This is a genomic window from Rathayibacter rubneri, assembly GCF_023743255.1.
Taxonomy (GTDB): domain Bacteria; phylum Actinomycetota; class Actinomycetes; order Actinomycetales; family Microbacteriaceae; genus Rathayibacter; species Rathayibacter rubneri.
In genome coordinates, this window is record NZ_JAMRYM010000073.1 from 1 (window position 1) to 17,735 (window position 17,735).

Sequence of the window (17,735 nt, forward strand, 5' to 3'; positions counted from 1 at the left end):
ATGTCCCTCCCACCCCCGGGCCTGCGCATGGCCGACCTCGCTCCGGAGCAGCGCCCGCGGTCAGGGACTGTGGACGACCCGGTGCGGCCCGCGTGCTGGGGAGGAGCCTCGACGGCTTCCCTCGGATGGGCCGGCGGGCGGGCACCGCAAGGGCGCTGACGCTGCCGCGCTTCCGCAGAAGTCGCGGGAAGCGCGGGCGTTCACCGCAACCTCTGGAGAAGCGGCTGCACGGCCACCGAGTCCGCCGAAGTCGTCGTACTCGAGCTCGAGTACGACGACTCTCGAGGACTCGATCGCCGGCCGGACGACCGTCGAGGAGCCCGAGGCCCTACGCCGCCGCCGGAAGCCCGGCGCTCACCACGAGGCCCTCACCGTCGGCGTCCACGTCGACCAGCACCACGTCGCCGTCGCGGATCGAGCCGTCCAGCAGCGCGGTGGCGAGCTGGTCGTCGATCTCGTGCTGCATCAGTCGTCGCAGCGGCCGGGCGCCGTACTGCGGGTCGTAGCCGCGCTCGGCCAGCCACCCGCGGGCGCTGGGCGTGACGGCGAGGTCGAGCCGTCGCTCCGACAGCCGGCGCGACAGCCGGTCGACGTACAGCGACACGATCTCGCCCAGCTCGGTCTCATCCAGCGTCCGGAAGATCACGATGTCGTCGAGGCGGTTCACGAACTCCGGCTTGAAGGCCTGGCGCACCATCTGCTGCACCGCCTCCTCCTTCTGCTCGATCGACAGCGTCGGATCGACGAGGTACTGCGAGCCGAGGTTCGAGGTGAGGATGAGGATCGTGTTGCGGAAGTCGACCGTCCGCCCCTGCCCGTCGGTGAGGCGGCCGTCGTCGAGGACCTGCAGCAGCACGTCGAAGACCTCGGGGTGCGCCTTCTCGATCTCGTCGAGCAGCACCACGGAGTACGGGCGCCGGCGCACCGCCTCCGTCAGCTGGCCGCCCTGCTCGTAGCCGATGTAGCCGGGAGGGGCGCCGACCAGGCGCGAGACGGCGAACTTCTCGCCGTACTCCGACATGTCGATGCGCACCAGCGCCTTCTCGTCGTCGAAGAGGTGGTCGGCGAGCGCCTTCGCGAGCTCGGTCTTGCCGACGCCGGTCGGGCCGAGGAAGAGGAACGAGCCGGTGGGCCGGTCGGGGTCCGAGATGCCCGCGCGGGTGCGGCGCACCGCGTCCGACACGGCCGACACGGCCTGCTCCTGCCCGATGAGGCGGCGGTGCAGCTCGCGCTCGAGGTGCAGCAGCTTCTCGGTCTCGCCCTGCATCAGCCGGCCGACGGGGATCCCCGTCCAGGCGGCGATCACCGCGGCGATGTCGTCGGAGGTGACCTGCTCGTTGACCATGCGGCCCTCGGCTGGCTCCTCCTCCTTCTCGGCGGCGGCGAGGTCGCGCTCGATCACGGGGATGTCGCCGTAGAGCAGCCGCGAGGCGCGCTCGAGGCGGCCCTCGCGCTGGGCGCGCTCGGCCTCGATCCGCAGGGCGTCGAGCTTGTTCTTGAGGTCGCCGACGCGGTTGAGGGAGGCGCGCTCGCGCTCCCACCGCTTCTGCAGCTCCTCGAGCTGGGCGCCGCGGCGCGCGAGATCCTCGCGCAGCTTCTCGAGCCGCGCCTTCGAGGCCTCGTCCTTCTCCTTCTTCAGCGCGAGCTCCTCGAGCTTCAGCCGGTCGACGGAGCGCCGCAGCTCGTCGATCTCGACGGGAGCGGAGTCGATCTCCATCCGGAGCCGCGATGCGGCCTCGTCGATCAGGTCGATCGCCTTGTCCGGCAGCTGGCGGGCCGTGATGTAGCGGCTCGAGAGCGAGGCGGCGGCGACCAGGGCCGAGTCGGCGATGGCGACCTTGTGGTGCGCCTCGTAGCGCTCCTTCAGGCCGCGGAGGATCGCGACGGTGTCCTCCACGCTCGGCTCGCCGACGAACACCTGCTGGAAGCGGCGCTCGAGTGCCGCGTCCTTCTCGATGTACTCGCGGTACTCGTCGAGGGTCGTGGCGCCGATCATGCGCAGCTCGCCGCGCGCGAGCATGGGCTTGAGCATGTTGGCGGCCGCGACCGAGCCGTCGCCGCCTCCCGCGCCCATGAGCGTGTGCAGCTCGTCGATGAACGTGATGATGCGGCCGTCGGAGTCGTTGATCTCCTTCAGGACCGCCTTCAGCCGCTCCTCGAACTCGCCGCGGTACTTGGCGCCCGCGATGAGGGCGGACAGGTCGAGGCTGACGAGGCGCTTGCCCTTGAGGCTGTCGGCGACGTCGCCGGCGACGATGCGCTGGGCGAGGCCCTCGACGACGGCGGTCTTGCCGACGCCGGGCTCGCCGATGAGCACGGGGTTGTTCTTGGTGCGCCGGGTCAGCACCTGGCTGACGCGGCGGATCTCGGCGTCGCGGCCGATCACCGGATCGAGCTTGCCGCTCGCAGCGATCGCGGTGAGGTCGACTCCGTACTGCTCGAGGGCGGACTGCTGCTCGTCCTGCTGGGGCGTGCGACCGGCCTGCATCTGGGGTGTCCTCCTGATGATCGAGAGTTGAGTTCGATTGACTCAACTTTACCGCGGGACGGTGTATTCCCGAAGGTGCTCAGGCGGTGAGACGACCGTCGCCGAGCTCGCGGAGAGACGAGAGAGCGTCCCGCAGCATCCGGCGCAGAGCGGGCTCGCCGATCCCGGTGAGCGCAGCGATCTCGGGCTGGGAGTACCGCCCCGCGACGGCCAGGAGCAGCAGCTCGCGGTCCGGGCAGGCGAGCGCGAGGAGGCCCTCGCCGAGCGGGCGTCGGGCGAGCGCCCGGGAGGATCCGAGGGTCTCGCAGAGCACCTCGAGCAGCCAGAGCACCGGGGTCCGCGAGCCGGCCCCCTCGGGCGCGCGCCGCCAGACCTCGGCGAAGGCCTCGGTGCAGAGCCGGTCGCGCGTCGACGGGTCGGAGTGGACGGCGGCGATCGAGGCCGAGAAGAGACCGCTGAAGCGGTCGAACAGCTCGGCGAACGCCGCCCGGTCGCCGGCGGCGGCGGAGCGGAGCAGGCGCGCGGCGGAGATCCCGACCGAGTAGACCCCGGTCGCGACCTCGTCGTCGGTCCCTGCACTCACAGGCTCAGCGTGTCACCGCGACGATGACCGTGTCACCAGTTGCGCGGGAAGCCGCTGAGGAGTAGGACCGCGTCAGAGGCGCGGCCAGCGTGCGCGCGCGAAGCAGTACACGCCGTAGGCGATGAGTCCGAGGGCGACGAAGCCGAGCAGGAAGACCCCGAACGGCAGCTCGGTCAGCGACTTCAGCGCCTCGTCGAGTCCGCCCGCCTGCTTCGGGTCGTGCCTGACGGCGGCGACGATCAGCAGCACGCCCAGCGCTCCCAGCACGATGCCCTTGGCGGTGTAGCCGACGACGCCCAGCCAGGTGACGACGGTCCCGGCCGTGCCGCCGGGCTCCGCGATGTTCTCGAGGAACTTCTTCGATACGCCCCGGTAGACGAACACGCCGCCGACCGCGAGGACGGCCACGCCGACCAGCACGAGCAGCACCACGCCGCCCGGCGCCGCCAGGACCTGCGCGCTCGCGCTCTTCGAGGACTCCGACGAGTTCGAGCCGTCGCCCATCGCGAAGCGGAGCGCGGTGACGCCGAGTGCCGCGTAGACGAGCGCCTTCGCCGCCTCCTTGAGCCTGCTGCCCCACTTCTTCAGCTCGGTGTCGCCCTTGACGACAAGGAACGCCTCGAGGATCCCCCACAGCGCCAGTCCGAAGAGCCCGATCGTGCAGACCCAGAGCACGACGGTTCCGCCCGGAGTCGAGGAGAGCGCGCCGAGCGCACCCGACTGGTCCGCCGAGCCTCCGCCGCCCTGGGCGATCCCGAGGGCGATCACTCCGATCAGGATGTGCACGAGCCCGTTCGCCGCGTAGCCGAAACGGGCGAGCGTGCGCACCGCCGTCGAGTCCTGCGCGTCGTCCGCTGCCTGCTTGGCCTGGTTGCCACTCGGTGTATTCACAGGGTGGACGGTACGCGTTTCCACAGGTCTCCACAGCCCCTTGCACAGGCGCGCCGCGGTTCTGCGGGATCCGGAGCGGGTTCTCCCCACCCTTGTCCACAGTTCTCCACAGGGTTGTCCACAGCTGTGGATTCCCTAGAACGACTAGGGGCCGGGGCGAGAGCGCCGTCGCGAGCACGGACCGATCGCGCGAGTGCGCGAGGTCGAGGTCGAAGGGTGGTGCGGGCAGTGGTCGGGATCCCCGACGCCGCGGATCGTGCGATCCGGTCGAGCGGAGCACGCGGGATCGTGGCCGCCAGGCCCGGGCGGAGCAGCTACACGTCGACCGCGCGGACGAGGCCGTCCTGCACCGCGCCGAGCCAGTCGTAGACGCTGCGGATGGCGGCCGCGTTGTCATCGGCGGGCTCGAGGCCGTCGTCGGAGTCGAGGATGCCGAGCCGGGCGGCGAGCGCCAGCCTCATGTCGGTGAGCGCGCGCATCCATGAGAGCGCCTGCGGCTCCTCGAGTCGCACCGAGACCTCGCCCAGGCCCGCGAAGACGCCGCGGTGAGCGGAGTCGTCCCCCGCGTCGAGCGCCGCGGTCACGGCTCGGGCGTCGTCCATCTTGCGGGCGGCGAGGTCGGGAGCGGTGAACCGGCGGAACTCGGCTGCGGCCTCGGCGTCGTCGCGGTAGGCGTCGGGGAGCAGCCGGGCGAGCGCCAGGTCGTTCCGCGCCTGGTCGTCGTCGACGCTGCGGTCCAGGAGCTCGAGCATCTCGCCGGCGAGGTGGCGGAGGATCCCGGCCTCCTCACGATCGAAGCGGGCGACGGCGGCTCCGGAGGCGTCGCGGCGGAACGCGCGCATCAGCGGGGGCCGATCGCGGGGGCCGGGGTGATCTCGGGGACGTCGCGGGCGTTGCGCGCGGTCCGGGCGTTCTGGGTGTTCTGCGCGTTCTGGGCGTTCGGCACGGGGCGGCTCACGCGTCGGCCTTCTGCAGCGTCGCCCACAGGCCGTAGCCGTGCATCGCCTCCACGTGCCGCTCCATCTCCTCGCGGTTGCCGGTCGCGAGGACCGCGCGCCCCTCCGTGTGCACCTGCAGCATCAGCCGCTCCGCCTCGGCGCGGCCGAAACCGAAGTAGCTGCGGAAGACGTACGACACGTACGACATGAGGTTCACCGGGTCGTCCCAGACGAGCACGATCCACGGGACGTCGGCGGCGGAGCGGGTCCGCAGCCGCTCGTCGGGGCGCTCGATGGTCTCAGGCACGTGTCCAGCCTAGGTCGGTGCCGGGCCGCGGGGCGCGGCCGCCGCCTCCGCGCTACCCGCGCCTCGCGCCCAGAAGGCATTGTCGAGTCCGCAGAAGTCGTCGTACTCGGGCTCGAGTACGACAACTTTTGCGGAGTGGAGCCGGCCGAGCCGCCGACTCTCCAAAAGTTGCGGGAAGCGCGCGCGGTCACCGCAACTCTTGGAGAAGCGTGGGCTGCAGGAGGCCGCAGCCGTCGACTCCCCGCGAGTCGCCGTCGAGTCCGCAGAAGTTGTCGTACTCAGGCTCGAGTACGACAACTTTCGCGGACTGGAGGAGGGCGGACTGCCGGTACTCCACAAGTTGCGGGAAGCGCGCGCGGTCACCGCAACTTCTGGAGGAGGGAGGAGGAAGCCGCGCGCGGGCGCGGCCTCAGGACGACAGGCGCGGCAGGACCTCGCGGGCGAACAGGTCGAGGTGCTCGAGGTCGTGGAGGTCCATGATCTGCAGGTACACGCGCTCGACGCCCGACTCGCGCAGCGACTCCAGGCGGTCCACCGCCTCCTGCACACCGCCCGCGATGCCGTGCTCGCGCAGCTCGGCCGGCTCGCGCCCGACGGCCGCCGCCCGGCGCGTGAACTCCGCCTCCGACGATCCTGCGACCGCGATCAGCGCGACGGAGTGCACCAGCGACGACGGCTCGCGCCCAATGGCGCGGCACGCCTCGTCGACGCGGTCGAAGGAGCCGCGGATCGAGTCGAACTCGGGGAACGGCAGGTTGAACTCGCTGGCGAAGCGGGCGGCGAGGCGCGGGGTGCGCTTGGGGCCTCCTCCGCCCACGATCACCGGGACCGGCAGCCGCGCGGGCTTGGGCAGCGCGGGCGAATCGGTGAGCGTGTAGTGCTCGCCCGCGAACGAGTAGCGCTCGCCGACCGGGGTCGACCAGAGGCCGGTGACGATCTCGAGCTGCTCCTCGAGCAGGTCGAAGCGGCGGGGCGGGAAGGGGATGCCGTACGCGGCGTGCTCCTTCTCGAACCAGCCGGTGCCGAGCCCGAGCTCGACGCGCCCGCCCGACATGGCATCGACCTGGGCGACCTGGATCGCGAGGATCCCCGGCGGGCGGTAGGTGACGGAGGAGACCAGCGTGCCGAGCGCGATCCGCTCGGTCTCGCGGGCGAGGCCGGCGAGCGACGTCCAGGCGTCGGAGGGTCCGGGGCCGGGATCGCCGTCGCCCATGCGGAGGTAGTGGTCGGAGCGGAAGAAGCCGTCGAAGCCGAGGGCCTCGGTCGCCTGGGCGACGGCGAGGAGGTCCTCGTAGCTCGCGCCCTCCTGGGGTTCGGTGAAGACTCTGAACTGCATTGCTCCAGCCTTGCGCACGTCCGCGGCCGAATGGGGCGTCCGCGCACCGAGTCTCGGCCCGACGCAGTGCGCAACCGAGGTTCGGAGGGCCGCGGCGGCCCTGCCGGCGCCCTTCCCCGCATCCTGACCTCGGTTGCGAACACCCACGTCGCCCCACCGCGTGCCACGGTGGCTCCATGACCCGACTCGACGCCGCCGCCACAGCCCACGTCGCCGCGATGCGGCACCCGCGTGACGAGCAGATCGGTCGGGTGCGCGAGGCCGTGCTGTCCGCGGATCCGCGGCTCGTCGAGTCGGTGAAGTGGAACGCGCCCAGCTACGCGATCGGCGAGCACCTGGTCACGCTGCGCCTCCGGCCGGGCGATCGCGTCGAGGTCGTGCTGCACCGCGGAGTCGCGGCACGCGCGGACGAGGTCGCGCCGGTCCTCGACGACGACCGGGTCCAGTGGCGGGCGGCGGACCGGGCGGTGCGCGTGCTCGAGGCGGAGGAGGATCCGGCGCTCATCGTGCCGCTCGTGCGGCAGTGGCTGGCGGCGGTCGCGCCGCGCTGAGCCGCGCGGGAGTTCACCGGGGCGGTCCACTTCCGCCGACGTCGCCGCGCGGGTGCCCACTCCTCCGGACGCCGCGGGCACGGCTCCCGCTCTCCGCGACGTCGGCCGGAGAGGCGGTGCTCAGCTCGGCGACGGGACGACGGGCTGCTCCGGCGGGTCCTGGTCGTCGTCGAGGCGGGCGTCGGCGCCCTCGTCGAGGGCCTCGTCGAGGGCCTCCGGGTCGTCGATCTGCGCCGGGTCCTCGGGAGGCGCGGGGATCGAGTCGGGGTCGGGGCGGCTGGTGTCGGTGACGTCCTCGGGGGCGTCGAAGCCGAAGCTGCTCATGGTTCCTCCTCCGCGGCCCGCACCGGAGGCGGTTCCGCTGTCGGCAGCCTAGGTCGCAGTCCCGACGGCGGTCACGGACTTGACGGACGGCCGCCGCCGACTCGATCCCGCGGGTACGACCCCCGCGATCGAGCAGCGCGGAGTCGAGCCGGCGAGGCGCACGCGATCACCGCGGCACGCAGGGGCCCCGGCACGGGCTCCGGACGCCGCGTCGGCGGAGGACGCGCCCCGCCCGCGTCAGTGCACGTACTCCAGCAGGTCGACACCCAGGGTGCGCATGCCCTCGAGCACGGCGAGACGGTAGTGCAGGTTCGTGTCGTCGAACTGGGTCGTCACCGCGTAGGCGACCGAGGCCCGCGGGCCGCGCAGCACGCCGGTCTCGGCGCGCACGCCGATGTCGGCGCCGGTCTTGTTGACGAGCAGCACGCCGTGGTCGGGCTGGCGGTGCGTGAGCGGGTCGAGGCCGAAGGCGGAGGCGACCATCGACAGGTCGGAGTTGAGCGACAGCCAGCCGATGACGCGCGAGCTGACGGCGGAGTCGACGATCTCGCCGTTCGCGAGCGTCGCGAGCAGCCAGGTCAGCTCCCGGGCGGAGCCGATGGACAGCTGCGGGGCGTCGTCGGGGCCGCGGTCATCCCGGACGACGTCGAGCAGCGCGGTGCGCGAGAGGCCGAGGCCCTCGGCGCGCTCGCGCACGGCGTCGAGCCCCACGCGACGGAGGAGGACGTTGGTGGCGAGCGTGTCGCTCGTCGCTCCGACCAGCGCCGCCAGGTCGGCGATCGGCATCGACGGCACCTGCAGGTGCTGCCAGACGCCCGAGCCGGCGACGGCGTCGGCGGCCGTGCGGTCGACCAGGCGCAGGTTCTCCTGCGGGTCGGTCGCGAGGCGGGCCGCCACCTCGATCAGCAGCAGGATCTTGCCGATACCGGCGGTCGGCATCGAGACGGAGTCGTCGACCGCGAACAGGGTGCGTCCGGTGGCGACATCGACGGCGCGGGCCGAGACCACGACTCCGTCGAGTGCGAGCCGGCCGAGCGCGTCGAAGCCGCGCTGGAAGTTGTCGTGATCGTGCGAGCCCTTGTGCCGGCCGCGGCGGGCTCGTCGGTTGTCACGGCGGGTGTCGTGGGTGGGGATCACCACGGGTCGGGCCCCTCTACGGGTCGGGTGAGCGGGTCGTGCGGAGGGGCGGACGCGAGGGTCCGTCGACGCGTCGGGACGGCGCGCGATGCACGGACGGCCCCGTCGGCATCGGTCGGCTCTCGATGCCCGGGGGTGGACGTCCGCGGTACGGGACGGCAGTCGCCGGTGACTACCAGATGGTGACGCGCTCGCTCGGGGAGAGCCAGAGGGCGTCGCCTTCGGTGACGTCAAAAGTAGCGTAGAACTCGTCGATGTTGCGGACGATCTGGTTGCACCGGAACTCGGCCGGGGCGTGCGGATCGATGGCCAGGAGGCGGATCGTCTCCTCGTCGCGGGACTTCTGCTGCCAGGCCTGCGCCCACGACAGGAAGAAGCGCTCGGCGCCGGTCAGACCGTCGATCACGGGCGGCTCCTGCCCCTCGAGCGAGAGCACGTACGCCTTCCACGCGATGCTCAGCCCGCCCAGATCGCCGATGTTCTCGCCGATGGTCAGCGCGCCGTTCACGTGGTGCCCGGGGGTGGTCGCGGGGGCGAGCGCGTCGTACTGCGCGATGAGCGCCTTGGTCCGCTCCTCGAACGCCTCGCGGTCGGCCTGCGTCCACCAGTCGGTCAGGCGGCCGTCGCCGTCGAAGCGCGAGCCCTGGTCGTCGAAGCCGTGGCCGATCTCGTGGCCGATGACCGCGCCGATCGCGCCGTAGTTGGCGGCCGGATCGCGGGTCTCGTCGAAGAAGGGGAACTGCAGGATCGCCGCGGGGAACACGATCTCGTTGAAGCCCGGGTTGTAGTACGCGTTGATGGTCTGCGGAGTCATGAACCACTCGTCGCGGTCGAGCGGCTTCCCGATCTTGCCGAGCTCGCGATCGAACTCGAACGCGGCCACGCGGCGCGCGTTGCCCACCAGGTCGGCCGGGTCGATCGAGAGGGCGGAGTAGTCGCGCCAGCGGACCGGGTAGCCGATCTTGGGGGTGAACTTCTCGAGCTTCTCGAGCGCCCGCTCGCGGGTCTCGGCGCCCATCCACTCGAGGTCGCCGATCGAGCGGCGGTACGCCTCGATGAGGTTGGCGACCAGGACGTCCATCTCGGTCTTGGCGCTCTCGGGGAAGTGGTGCTCGACGTAGATGCGGCCCACGGCCTCGCCGAGGGAGCCCTCGACGAGCGAGACGCCGCGCTTCCAGCGCTCGCGCTTCTGCGGGGTGCCGGTGAGGGTGCGGCCGTAGAAGTCGAAGTTCGCGTCGACGAAGTCGCTGGAGAGGTACGCCGCCGCCCCGCGGACGACCTGCCACGACAGCCAGTCGCGCCACGCGGGCAGGTTCTCGTCGGTCAGGAGTCCGGCGAGGCCCTGGAGGAAGCTCGGCTGCCGGACGACGACCTCGGCGAGCGCCCCCTCCGGAGCGCCCATCGCGGTCAGCCAGACGCCGAGGTCGATGCCGGCGGCGAGCTCCTCCACCTCGGCCCACGAGCGGAGGTTGTAGGTGGCCTGGCTGTCGCGGCTGCGCACCTTGTCCCAGTGCACGGCGGCGAGCTCGGTCTCGAGGGCGACGATGCGCGCGGCGCGCTCCTCGGCCGCTCCGACGCCCGCGAGCTCGAGCATGCGCGCGACGAACGGCGTGTACTTCTCGCGGACGGAGGCGAACTCCTCCTCGCGGTAGTAGCTCTCGTCGGGCAGGCCGAGACCGCCCTGGTTGACGAAGACGAGGTAGCGCTCGGGGTCGCCCGGGTCGTTGTCGACGAAGAGGCCGAAGAGGCCGGGCACGCCCGTGCGCTCGGAGGCGCCGACGGCGGCCAGCAGGCCCGCGATCGAGTCGACGCGCTGCACGGCGGCGAGGTCGTCGGCGATCGGAGCGGCACCGAGCTCCTCGGCCCGGGCCTCGTCCATGAAGGAGGTGTAGAGGTCGCCGAAGCGGCGCTCCTCGGAGCCCTGCGGAGCGGTCGCGGCCTCGACGATGATGTCGCGGACCGCCTTCTCGGCCTCCTCCTGGAGCACGTGGAAGGAGCCGTAGCGCGCCTTGTCGCTCGGGATCTCGGTGCGGTCGATCCAGAGCCCGTTGACGTGGCGGTACAGGTCGTCTTGCGGGCGCGTCGCGGGGTCGAGTTCGGAGCGGTCGATACCGGAGCGAGGCGTCGTCGAGGTCATGGCGACCACCCTACGACGGGCCGCCGACACCCGCCCGAGCGGCGACGGCCCGGGCGGGTCCGGGGCTCCGCGGCGAGCCTCCGGAGGCGCCGCACTCGGCGCACCTCGGGCGCGCGGAAACGCGTTCGGCTCGCAGGATCCGTGAATCCCTGCGAGCCGAACGCGTTCTCACGAGCCGGAGGTGCTCACCGGCGGTCAGCACCTTCGGGGCGGGACGCGCCTCAGGAGACGGGGACGATCAGGCCGTCCCACTCCTCCAGCAGGTGGTCCTTGGTGCGCTGGTCGGTGAGCAGCTCGTAGAGCGCGGTGACGCGCGGGTCGTCCTCGAGCTCGGGGGTCGTGGCGAGCACGTTGTAGTAGGTGCTGTCGGTGCCCTCGATCAGGATCGACTGGTCCTCGGTGAGGCCGGCGGGCAGAGCGAAGGTGGCGGTCACGAAGACGGCGTCCTGGTCGGGGAGGGCGAGGGCCAGCGAGGCGTTCTCGATCTCGGTGAACTGCAGGTCGCGCGGGTTCGAGGTGATGCCCTGCAGGTTCGTCACGTCGTCGGCGACCTCGATGATCCCCTCCGAGGCGAGGAGCTTGAGCGCGCGGCCCTCGTTGGTCGGGTCGTTGGGGATCGCGACGGTCGCGCCGTCCTCGAGGTCGTCGAGGCTCTCGAGCGACTCGGAGTAGAAGGCCGCGGCGGGGAGGTAGACCTCGCCGGCGCTGACCAGCGAGCCGCCCGCCTGCGAGTTGTAGGTCTCGAGGAACGTGGCGTTCTGGAAGAGGTTCGCGTCGGTGCTGCCGTCCGAGAGCGCGGGGTTCGGCGTGTTGTAGTCGCTGAACTCGACCCACTCGATGTCGAGTCCCTTCTCCTCGGCGAGGTTCTCGTCGACCCAGGTCAGCAGGTCGCCGGCGGGCGTCGCGAGGGCGCCGACCTTGATCGTGCCGAGGTCGCCGGAGTCGGCGGACGCGTCGGAGCCGGAGTCGCTCGAGCAGGCGGACAAGCCGAGCATCAGGATCCCCGCGGCGGCGAGGGCGGCGGAGCGGATGGTGCGGGAGCGGGTCATGGCGTCTTCTCTCGGTCCGGGTTCTGAGGGGAGGGGTGCGGGGAGCCGGCGGCGTCCGACTCCAGCGCCGCGATCGCCTGCTCGGGCTTCGCACGCCGGTCGTGCCCGACCAGGCGCGCGGCGAGGGTCGCCGCCGCCTGCACGATCTGCACGATGACGAAGAGCACGACGATGACCGCGACGATGTGGATCCAGCTGTAGCGCTGGTAGCCGTAGGTGAGGGCGACGTTGCCCAGTCCGCCGCCGCCGACGACGCCGACCATGGCCGAGAAGTTGATGATCGAGGTGATGGTCGTCGAGAGGCCGAGCACGATCGCCGGGCGGGCCTCGGTGAGCAGGACCCGGCGCACAAGCTGCCAGCGGGAGGCGCCGAGCGACGCGGCGGCCTCGTACAGGCCGGGGTCCACCTCCTTGAGCGCGATCTCGACCATGCGCGCGAAGAAGGGGATGGCGATGATGGCCAGCGGCACGATGGCGGCCGTCGATCCGATGAACGTGCCGATGATCAATCGCGTGAGCGGGATGAGGGCGATCATCAGCACGATGAACGGCACGGAGCGGCCGAGGTTGACCACGAATCCGAGGACCCGGTTCACGGCGGCTCCCAGCGCCCTCGATCCGCCGAGGCGCTCGAGGAACCCGCCGCGCTCGGTGCCGACGAGGACGATGCCCAGCGGCAGGCCGACGAGGATCGTGACCAGGGTGGCGACGCCGACCATGTAGAGGGTCTCGCCGAGGCCCTTGAGCACGACCTCGATGAGGTCGCTCCAGAAGGTGGGGGAGTTGACGTCGATCATGCGGCCTCGCCCCCTCGGAGCCACTCGACGGCGAGCCCCTGCGAGCGCAGGTCGGCGACGGCGCGGACGACGGTGGCGCGATCGCCCGGGAGCGCGAGTCGGGTGCGGCCGGCCTGGCTGCCTCCGATCGTCTCGATGACGGCTCCGAGGATCGAGACGTCCATCTCGTAGCCGCGGGCGAGCTGCGCGATCACCGGACGGTCGGCCGAGCCGCCCGAGAAGGTGATGTCGATGATCGCCGAGCCGTCGTCCTCGGGCAGCGCGCCCAGGGGGAAGAGCTCGCGCGCGAGGGCGGAGCCCGGGGTGGAGACGAGCTGCACCAGCTCGCCCTGCTCGAGGATCCGGCCCGACTCCATCAGAGCGGCGGAGTCGCAGACGCGCTTGACGACGTCCATCTCGTGCGTGATCAGCAGCACCGTGAGCCCCAGCTCGCGGTTGAGGCGGCGCAGCAGGTCGAGGATCGAGCGGGTCGTCTCGGGGTCGAGGGCGCTGGTGGCCTCGTCCGAGAGCAGGACCCGGGGGCGGCCGGCGAGCGCGCGGGCGATGCCGACGCGCTGCTTCTGGCCGCCGGAGAGCTGGGAGGGGAAGCTGCCGGCGTGCGCCGAGAGGCCGACCAGGTCGAGCATCTCGGCCGCGCGCCGGGGGCGCTCCGAGCCGCGGACGCCGATGGTCTCGAGGGCGAACTCGACGTTCTGCTGCACCGTGCGGTTCGAGAGCAGGTTGAAGTGCTGGAACACCATGCCGATGTCGTGGCGGGCGCGGCGCAGAGCCCGCTCGTCGAGGTCGGTGAGCGTCACTCCGCCGACCTCGACCGTGCCGGAGTCGGGGCGCTCGAGCAGGTTGACCGCGCGCAGCAGCGTGCTCTTGCCGGCGCCGGACTGGCCGACGACGCCGAAGATGGTCCCCTCGTCGACGTGGAGGCTGACGTCGTCGAGCGCGCGGACGGCGCGGGCGCCCCCGAACGTCTTCGAGAGGCCGGTCGCGGTGATCACGGGCGGGGCTCCTGACGGCCGTCGGTGCGGGATGAACGGTCTTTCAGGCTACGGGGCGCGATGACGGCGCGTGACGGAGGATGACGGAATGTGACGCCGGACGCGGGTCCGGAGCGGGTCTTCGGCTCGCAGGAACGCGTGCGGCTCGCAGGAACCTCCGGATCCCGCGAGCCGAACGTGATCCTGCGAGCCGGGGGTGGATCAGGCCTGCGTCGCGGAGGAGCCGACCTGCGACTCGACGTAGGCGCGGATCGGGGTGGTCGGGTGGCCGATCAGGCGCGCGAGCGAGCCGTCGGTCTCGCCGAGCAGTCCCTCCGCGATGTTGGCGTCGAGCCCGACGACGAAGCCGACGCCGCCCTCGGGGACGCCCGCCTCGGTGAGGATCCGGGCGTGCTCGGCGGAGTCGACGTGGGTGATCGCGGTCTCGCGACCGGCGACCTCGCCGACGACGGCGGCGAACTCGTCGAAGGTCCAGGCCGTGTCGCCGGACAGCTCGTGCACCGTTCCGACGAGGGAGGGATCGACGAGGGCGACCGCGGCCGCCTCGGCGTAGTCGCTGCGGGCGGCGCTCGCCACGCGTCCCTCGCCGGCGCTCGAGAGCGTGGTGCCCGTGGAGGCGAGCTCGGCGACGGTCTGCTCGTAGTTCTCGTTGTACCAGCCGTTGCGGAGGACGACGGCGGGGACGCCGGACGCGGCGATGGCCTCCTCCGTCGCCTTGTGCTCGGGAGCGAGGATCAGCGTGCTCGTGGTCGCCTTCGGGGCGCTGGTGTAGACCAGGCGCGCACCGGCGCGGACGGCGGCGTCGATCGCGGCGGTGTGCTGCGCGACGCGCTTGCCGACCTCGGAGCCCGAGACGAGCAGCACGGCCTCGGCGCCCGCGAAGGCGGCGTCGAGCGAGGCGGGGTCCTCGAAGTCGGCGACGGCGGTGCGCACGCCCAGGTCGGCGGCGAGCGCTTCGAGCTTCGCGGCGTCGCGGCCGGTGGCGACGATCTCGGAGGCGGCGGTGCCGCGGGCGAGCAGGTGCTGGACGGCGAGGCGGCCGAGGTGGCCGGTGGCTCCGGTGACGACGAGGGTCATGAGGTGGTCCTTCCGTAGGGCGGTGCGACGAGGTTCCGCCGACCCACCCTGCAACCGCGGACCCGGTCGAGTACTTCCCGGAATGCAGTACGCACTATTTCGTTAGTACTCAGTGACACCACTTCAGGAGGACCCGTGTTCACCACCGACAGCACTCCCCTCGTCGCCGACGTCTACTCGGCCGACTGCGGCAGCCGCGAGATCTTCGGGCACGTCACCAGCAAGTGGGCGGTGCTCGTGCTCGCCGCACTCGCTCCCGGGACGCAGCGCTGGGCCGAGCTGCGGCGGCGGATCGGAGGCATCAGCGAGAAGATGCTCGCGCAGACCCTCCGCACGCTCGAGGAGGACGGGTTCGTGCACCGCGAGGCGCACCCGGTGATCCCGCCGCGGGTCGACTACAGCCTGACCCCGCTGGGCGCGGAGCTGGCCGAGCGGCTCCTGCCGGTCGTCGACTGGATCGAGGAGCACGCGGTGCCGCTGCTCGCGGCGCGCGAGGCGCGGCAGCGCTAGGGAGCGCTGGGTCTCGATACGCCCCTCCGGGGCTACTCGACCACCAGGCAGAGGGGCGGCCTCTCCCCTTCCCCCCTTGCTGATCGAGTAGCCCGCGCAGCGGGCGTATCGAGATCCATGCCTCCAGAAGGCCCGGTCGAAAGGCCGATCTGCCGGGGAGGGCAGGTCTCGATACGCCCCTCCCGGGGCCACTCGGCCAGCCGGTGCCCGCCCAGGTGAGGTGAGCCTCTCCTACGTCGATCGACGTTCACCTTCCGTTCAGGGCGGATCCGCCGCCGGGTGACGTGCCCGCCCGCTCGCCCTGGTTGCCTCGAGGCCTCCCCCGCTTGCGAATCGAAGGACGAGACGACGATGACCGACACCTCCCGCCGACTGCTGCTGCCCATGGCCGGGCACACCCGGGGGAAGCGCAGCCCCGTCACGTGCGCCCTGAAGTGCGCCAACGCGTGCTCGGCCGCGACGTGCAACACCTCGCACAACAGCTACTTCCGCGACATCGTCGGAGCGCAGATCTCGCGCCGCGGCGCCCTGGGCCTCGGCCTCGCCGGTGCCGTCACGATCGCCGTCGCCTCCCCCGGCGCTCCGACCGCCGAAGCCGCCACCGCCGCGGCCGCCGGCGACGGCTCCCCGCTCGTCTTCTCGCCGATCGCGCCGGTGCCCTACACCGTCGACGAGTTCACGGTGCCCGAGGGCTTCGCCTGGCAGCCGATCATCCGCTGGGGCGACCCGCTCTTCGCCGACAGCACCGAGTTCGACATCGCCGACCAGACCGGCGCGGCGCAGTCCGGCCAGTTCGGCTACAACAACGACTACACCGACATCGTCGAGATCCCCGGCTCGAAGCGCCTGCGCGCCCTGCTGGTCGTGAACCACGAGTACACGAACGAGAACATCATGTTCCCGGCCGCGCAGCTCGAGTCCGAGCCGGAGCGCGTGCGCGAGGTGGGCCGCGCGGCCCACGGCCTCAGCGTCGTCGAGCTCGTCCGCACCGCCGTCGACCGCCCCTGGGCGTACGTCCGCGGCGGCGAGCACAACCGCCGCTACCTGCTCGACACCCCCTACGAGGTGACCGGGGCGGCCGCCGGCTCGCCGCTCCTGAAGACCGTCGCCGACCCGGAGGGACGCACCGTCCTGGGCACGCTCGGCAACTGCGCCGGCGGCACGACCCCGTGGGGCACCATCCTCTCGGGCGAGGAGAACTTCAACGGCTACTTCCGCGCGACGGGGCTGAGCGCCGAGGAGAAGCGCTACGGCCTCGCCGACGCCGAGACCTCCCGCCTCTGGGAGCTCGACGACCCGCGCTTCGACGCCCGCACCCCCGGCTACGAGAACGAGCCGAACCGCTTCGGCTGGATCGTCGAGTTCGACCCCTTCGAGCCGGAGTCGACCCCGAAGAAGCACACCGCGCTCGGGCGCCTCAAGCACGAGGGCGCGAACGTCATCATCGCCCCCGACGGCCGCGTGGTCGCCTACCAGGGCGACGACGAGCGCTTCGACTACCTCTACAAGTTCGTCTCGAAGAAGCGCTACATCGAGGGCGACCGCGCCCACAACAAGACGCTGCTCGAGGAGGGCGACCTGTACGTCGCCCGCTTCACCGGCGACTCCCCCGTGGCCGAGATCACCGGCACCGGCGCCGTCCCCTCCGACGGCGGCTTCGACGGCATCGGCGAGTGGCTCCCGCTCGTGCTCGACGGCGCCTCGAAGATCCCCGGCATGAGCGTCGAGCAGGTCCTGGTGCACACCCGCCAGGCCGCCGATCTGGCCGGCGCGACCAAGATGGACCGCTGCGAGGACGTGCAGCCGAACCTGATCAGCGGCCGCATCTACGTGGCGTGCACCAACAACTCCAACCGCGGCACCGAGGGCAAGGAGGGGCCGACCGAGGTCAACCCGCGCACCGAGAACCGCGACGGCCACATCGTCGAGATCATCGAGGACGGCGGCGACCAGACCGGCCGCACCTTCACTTGGAACCTGCTGATGCTCTGCGGCGACGCGGCGCAGGGCGACGTCGTCTACTTCTCCGGCTTCCCGGCCGAGAAGGTCTCGCCGATCTCGTGCCCCGACAACCTGGCCTTCGACTCCGTCGGCAACCTCTGGATCTCGACCGACGGCGCGCCCAGCGGGATCGGCTACAACGACGGCCTGTTCAAGGTGGCGCTCGAGGGCGCCGAGCGCGGCAAGGTCGAGCAGTTCCTGTCGGTCCCGCGCGACGCCGAGACCTGCGGCCCGATCGTGCACGACCAGGACCAGCACGTCTTCGTCGCCGTGCAGCACCCGGGCGAGGAGGGGACGTTCGAGGCGCCGACCTCGTACTTCCCCGACTTCGCGGCCACCGGAGCGGTCCCCGCCGGCGCCTTCGCGGCACCGCGTCCCTCGATCGTGCAGATCCTGCCCGCATCGCAGGTCGTGGCTCCGACGCCGACGCCGACCGCCCGACCGACCACGGCTCCGACCTCGACGCCGACGGCCGCGCCCACCACGGCTCCGACCTCCGGCCCGACGACGGCTCCCACCGCCGGGCCCACCGCGACTCCGACCGCGGCCCCCACGGCCGGCCCCGTGCCGACCGCGGCACCCACCGGCACCGCGGCTCCGCTGCCCGTCGGCGGCTC

Annotated in this window: 16 protein-coding genes; 3 read left to right on the top strand and 13 right to left on the bottom strand. The window is 72.0% G+C overall.

Annotated elements, in window-relative coordinates; genetic code table 11:
* Window positions 1-328: 328 nt before the first annotated feature.
* The 6 genes from NB037_RS14370 to NB037_RS14395 all read right to left on the bottom strand — a co-directional run bounded on the left by NB037_RS14370 (window position 329) and on the right by NB037_RS14395 (window position 6,543).
* Window positions 329-2,488, bottom strand: a complete 2,160-nt coding sequence (locus NB037_RS14370; protein ID WP_251946810.1) for an ATP-dependent Clp protease ATP-binding subunit — start codon at window positions 2,486-2,488, stop codon at window positions 329-331.
* A 79-nt stretch (window positions 2,489-2,567) separates the two neighbouring features.
* Entirely contained in the window at window positions 2,568-3,071 is a 504-nt protein-coding gene (locus tag NB037_RS14375) for an RNA polymerase sigma factor (protein ID WP_251946812.1), read from the bottom strand.
* 72 nt (window positions 3,072-3,143) lie between these two features.
* The gene (locus NB037_RS14380; RefSeq protein WP_251946814.1) at window positions 3,144-3,962 is read right to left on the bottom strand and encodes a DUF1206 domain-containing protein; all 819 of its coding nucleotides are present in this window, start codon (window positions 3,960-3,962) and stop codon (window positions 3,144-3,146) included.
* A gap of 314 nt (window positions 3,963-4,276) precedes the next feature.
* Window positions 4,277-4,804: a DUF2017 family protein gene (locus NB037_RS14385; protein WP_251946815.1), complete on the bottom strand. Its 528-nt coding sequence runs from the start codon at window positions 4,802-4,804 to the stop codon at window positions 4,277-4,279.
* A 112-nt stretch (window positions 4,805-4,916) separates the two neighbouring features.
* A complete protein-coding gene (gene clpS, locus NB037_RS14390; RefSeq protein WP_251946817.1) occupies window positions 4,917-5,207 on the bottom strand; it encodes an ATP-dependent Clp protease adapter ClpS in 291 nt (96 codons plus the stop codon).
* Between the two features lie 409 nt (window positions 5,208-5,616).
* Window positions 5,617-6,543, bottom strand: a complete 927-nt coding sequence (locus NB037_RS14395; RefSeq protein ID WP_251946819.1) for an LLM class F420-dependent oxidoreductase — start codon at window positions 6,541-6,543, stop codon at window positions 5,617-5,619.
* Window positions 6,544-6,719: 176 nt separating this feature from the next.
* On the opposite strand from NB037_RS14395, the gene NB037_RS14400 reads away from it, so the two are divergent.
* Window positions 6,720-7,094, top strand: coding sequence for a DUF1801 domain-containing protein (locus NB037_RS14400; RefSeq protein ID WP_251946820.1), 375 nt, complete (start codon window positions 6,720-6,722; stop codon window positions 7,092-7,094).
* 120 nt (window positions 7,095-7,214) lie between these two features.
* Here NB037_RS14400 and NB037_RS14405 read toward each other — a convergent pair whose 3' ends face one another.
* The 7 genes from NB037_RS14405 to NB037_RS14435 all read right to left on the bottom strand — a co-directional run bounded on the left by NB037_RS14405 (window position 7,215) and on the right by NB037_RS14435 (window position 14,607).
* Window positions 7,215-7,418 (bottom strand): hypothetical protein, encoded by a 204-nt coding sequence (locus NB037_RS14405; RefSeq protein ID WP_251946822.1) that lies wholly within the window; start codon window positions 7,416-7,418, stop codon window positions 7,215-7,217.
* Window positions 7,419-7,655: 237 nt separating this feature from the next.
* Window positions 7,656-8,558: a serine hydrolase gene (locus NB037_RS14410; RefSeq protein ID WP_251946824.1), complete on the bottom strand. Its 903-nt coding sequence runs from the start codon at window positions 8,556-8,558 to the stop codon at window positions 7,656-7,658.
* A 169-nt stretch (window positions 8,559-8,727) separates the two neighbouring features.
* Window positions 8,728-10,692 (bottom strand): M13 family metallopeptidase, encoded by a 1,965-nt coding sequence (locus NB037_RS14415; protein WP_251946826.1) that lies wholly within the window; start codon window positions 10,690-10,692, stop codon window positions 8,728-8,730.
* A gap of 221 nt (window positions 10,693-10,913) precedes the next feature.
* A complete protein-coding gene (locus tag NB037_RS14420; protein ID WP_251946828.1) occupies window positions 10,914-11,741 on the bottom strand; it encodes a MetQ/NlpA family ABC transporter substrate-binding protein in 828 nt (275 codons plus the stop codon).
* The gene (locus tag NB037_RS14425) at window positions 11,738-12,538 is read right to left on the bottom strand and encodes a methionine ABC transporter permease (RefSeq protein ID WP_251946829.1); all 801 of its coding nucleotides are present in this window, start codon (window positions 12,536-12,538) and stop codon (window positions 11,738-11,740) included. Before NB037_RS14425 ends, NB037_RS14420 begins: the two co-directional genes overlap by 4 nt.
* Window positions 12,535-13,530 carry a methionine ABC transporter ATP-binding protein gene (locus NB037_RS19940; protein ID WP_251946831.1) on the bottom strand — a complete coding sequence of 332 codons (996 nt, stop codon included), beginning with the start codon at window positions 13,528-13,530 and terminating at the stop codon, window positions 12,535-12,537. The genes NB037_RS14425 and NB037_RS19940 overlap by 4 nt, the downstream gene beginning before the upstream one ends.
* Window positions 13,531-13,731: 201 nt before the next feature.
* A complete protein-coding gene (locus NB037_RS14435) occupies window positions 13,732-14,607 on the bottom strand; it encodes an NAD(P)H-binding protein (RefSeq protein ID WP_251946833.1) in 876 nt (291 codons plus the stop codon).
* A 135-nt stretch (window positions 14,608-14,742) separates the two neighbouring features.
* Between NB037_RS14435 and NB037_RS14440 the strand changes: the two genes are divergently transcribed.
* Window positions 14,743-15,117: a winged helix-turn-helix transcriptional regulator gene (locus NB037_RS14440; RefSeq protein ID WP_251946835.1), complete on the top strand. Its 375-nt coding sequence runs from the start codon at window positions 14,743-14,745 to the stop codon at window positions 15,115-15,117.
* 351 nt (window positions 15,118-15,468) lie between these two features.
* On the top strand, window positions 15,469-17,735 hold a 2,267-nt coding region (locus tag NB037_RS14445), incomplete at its 3' end, for a PhoX family protein (RefSeq protein ID WP_251946837.1).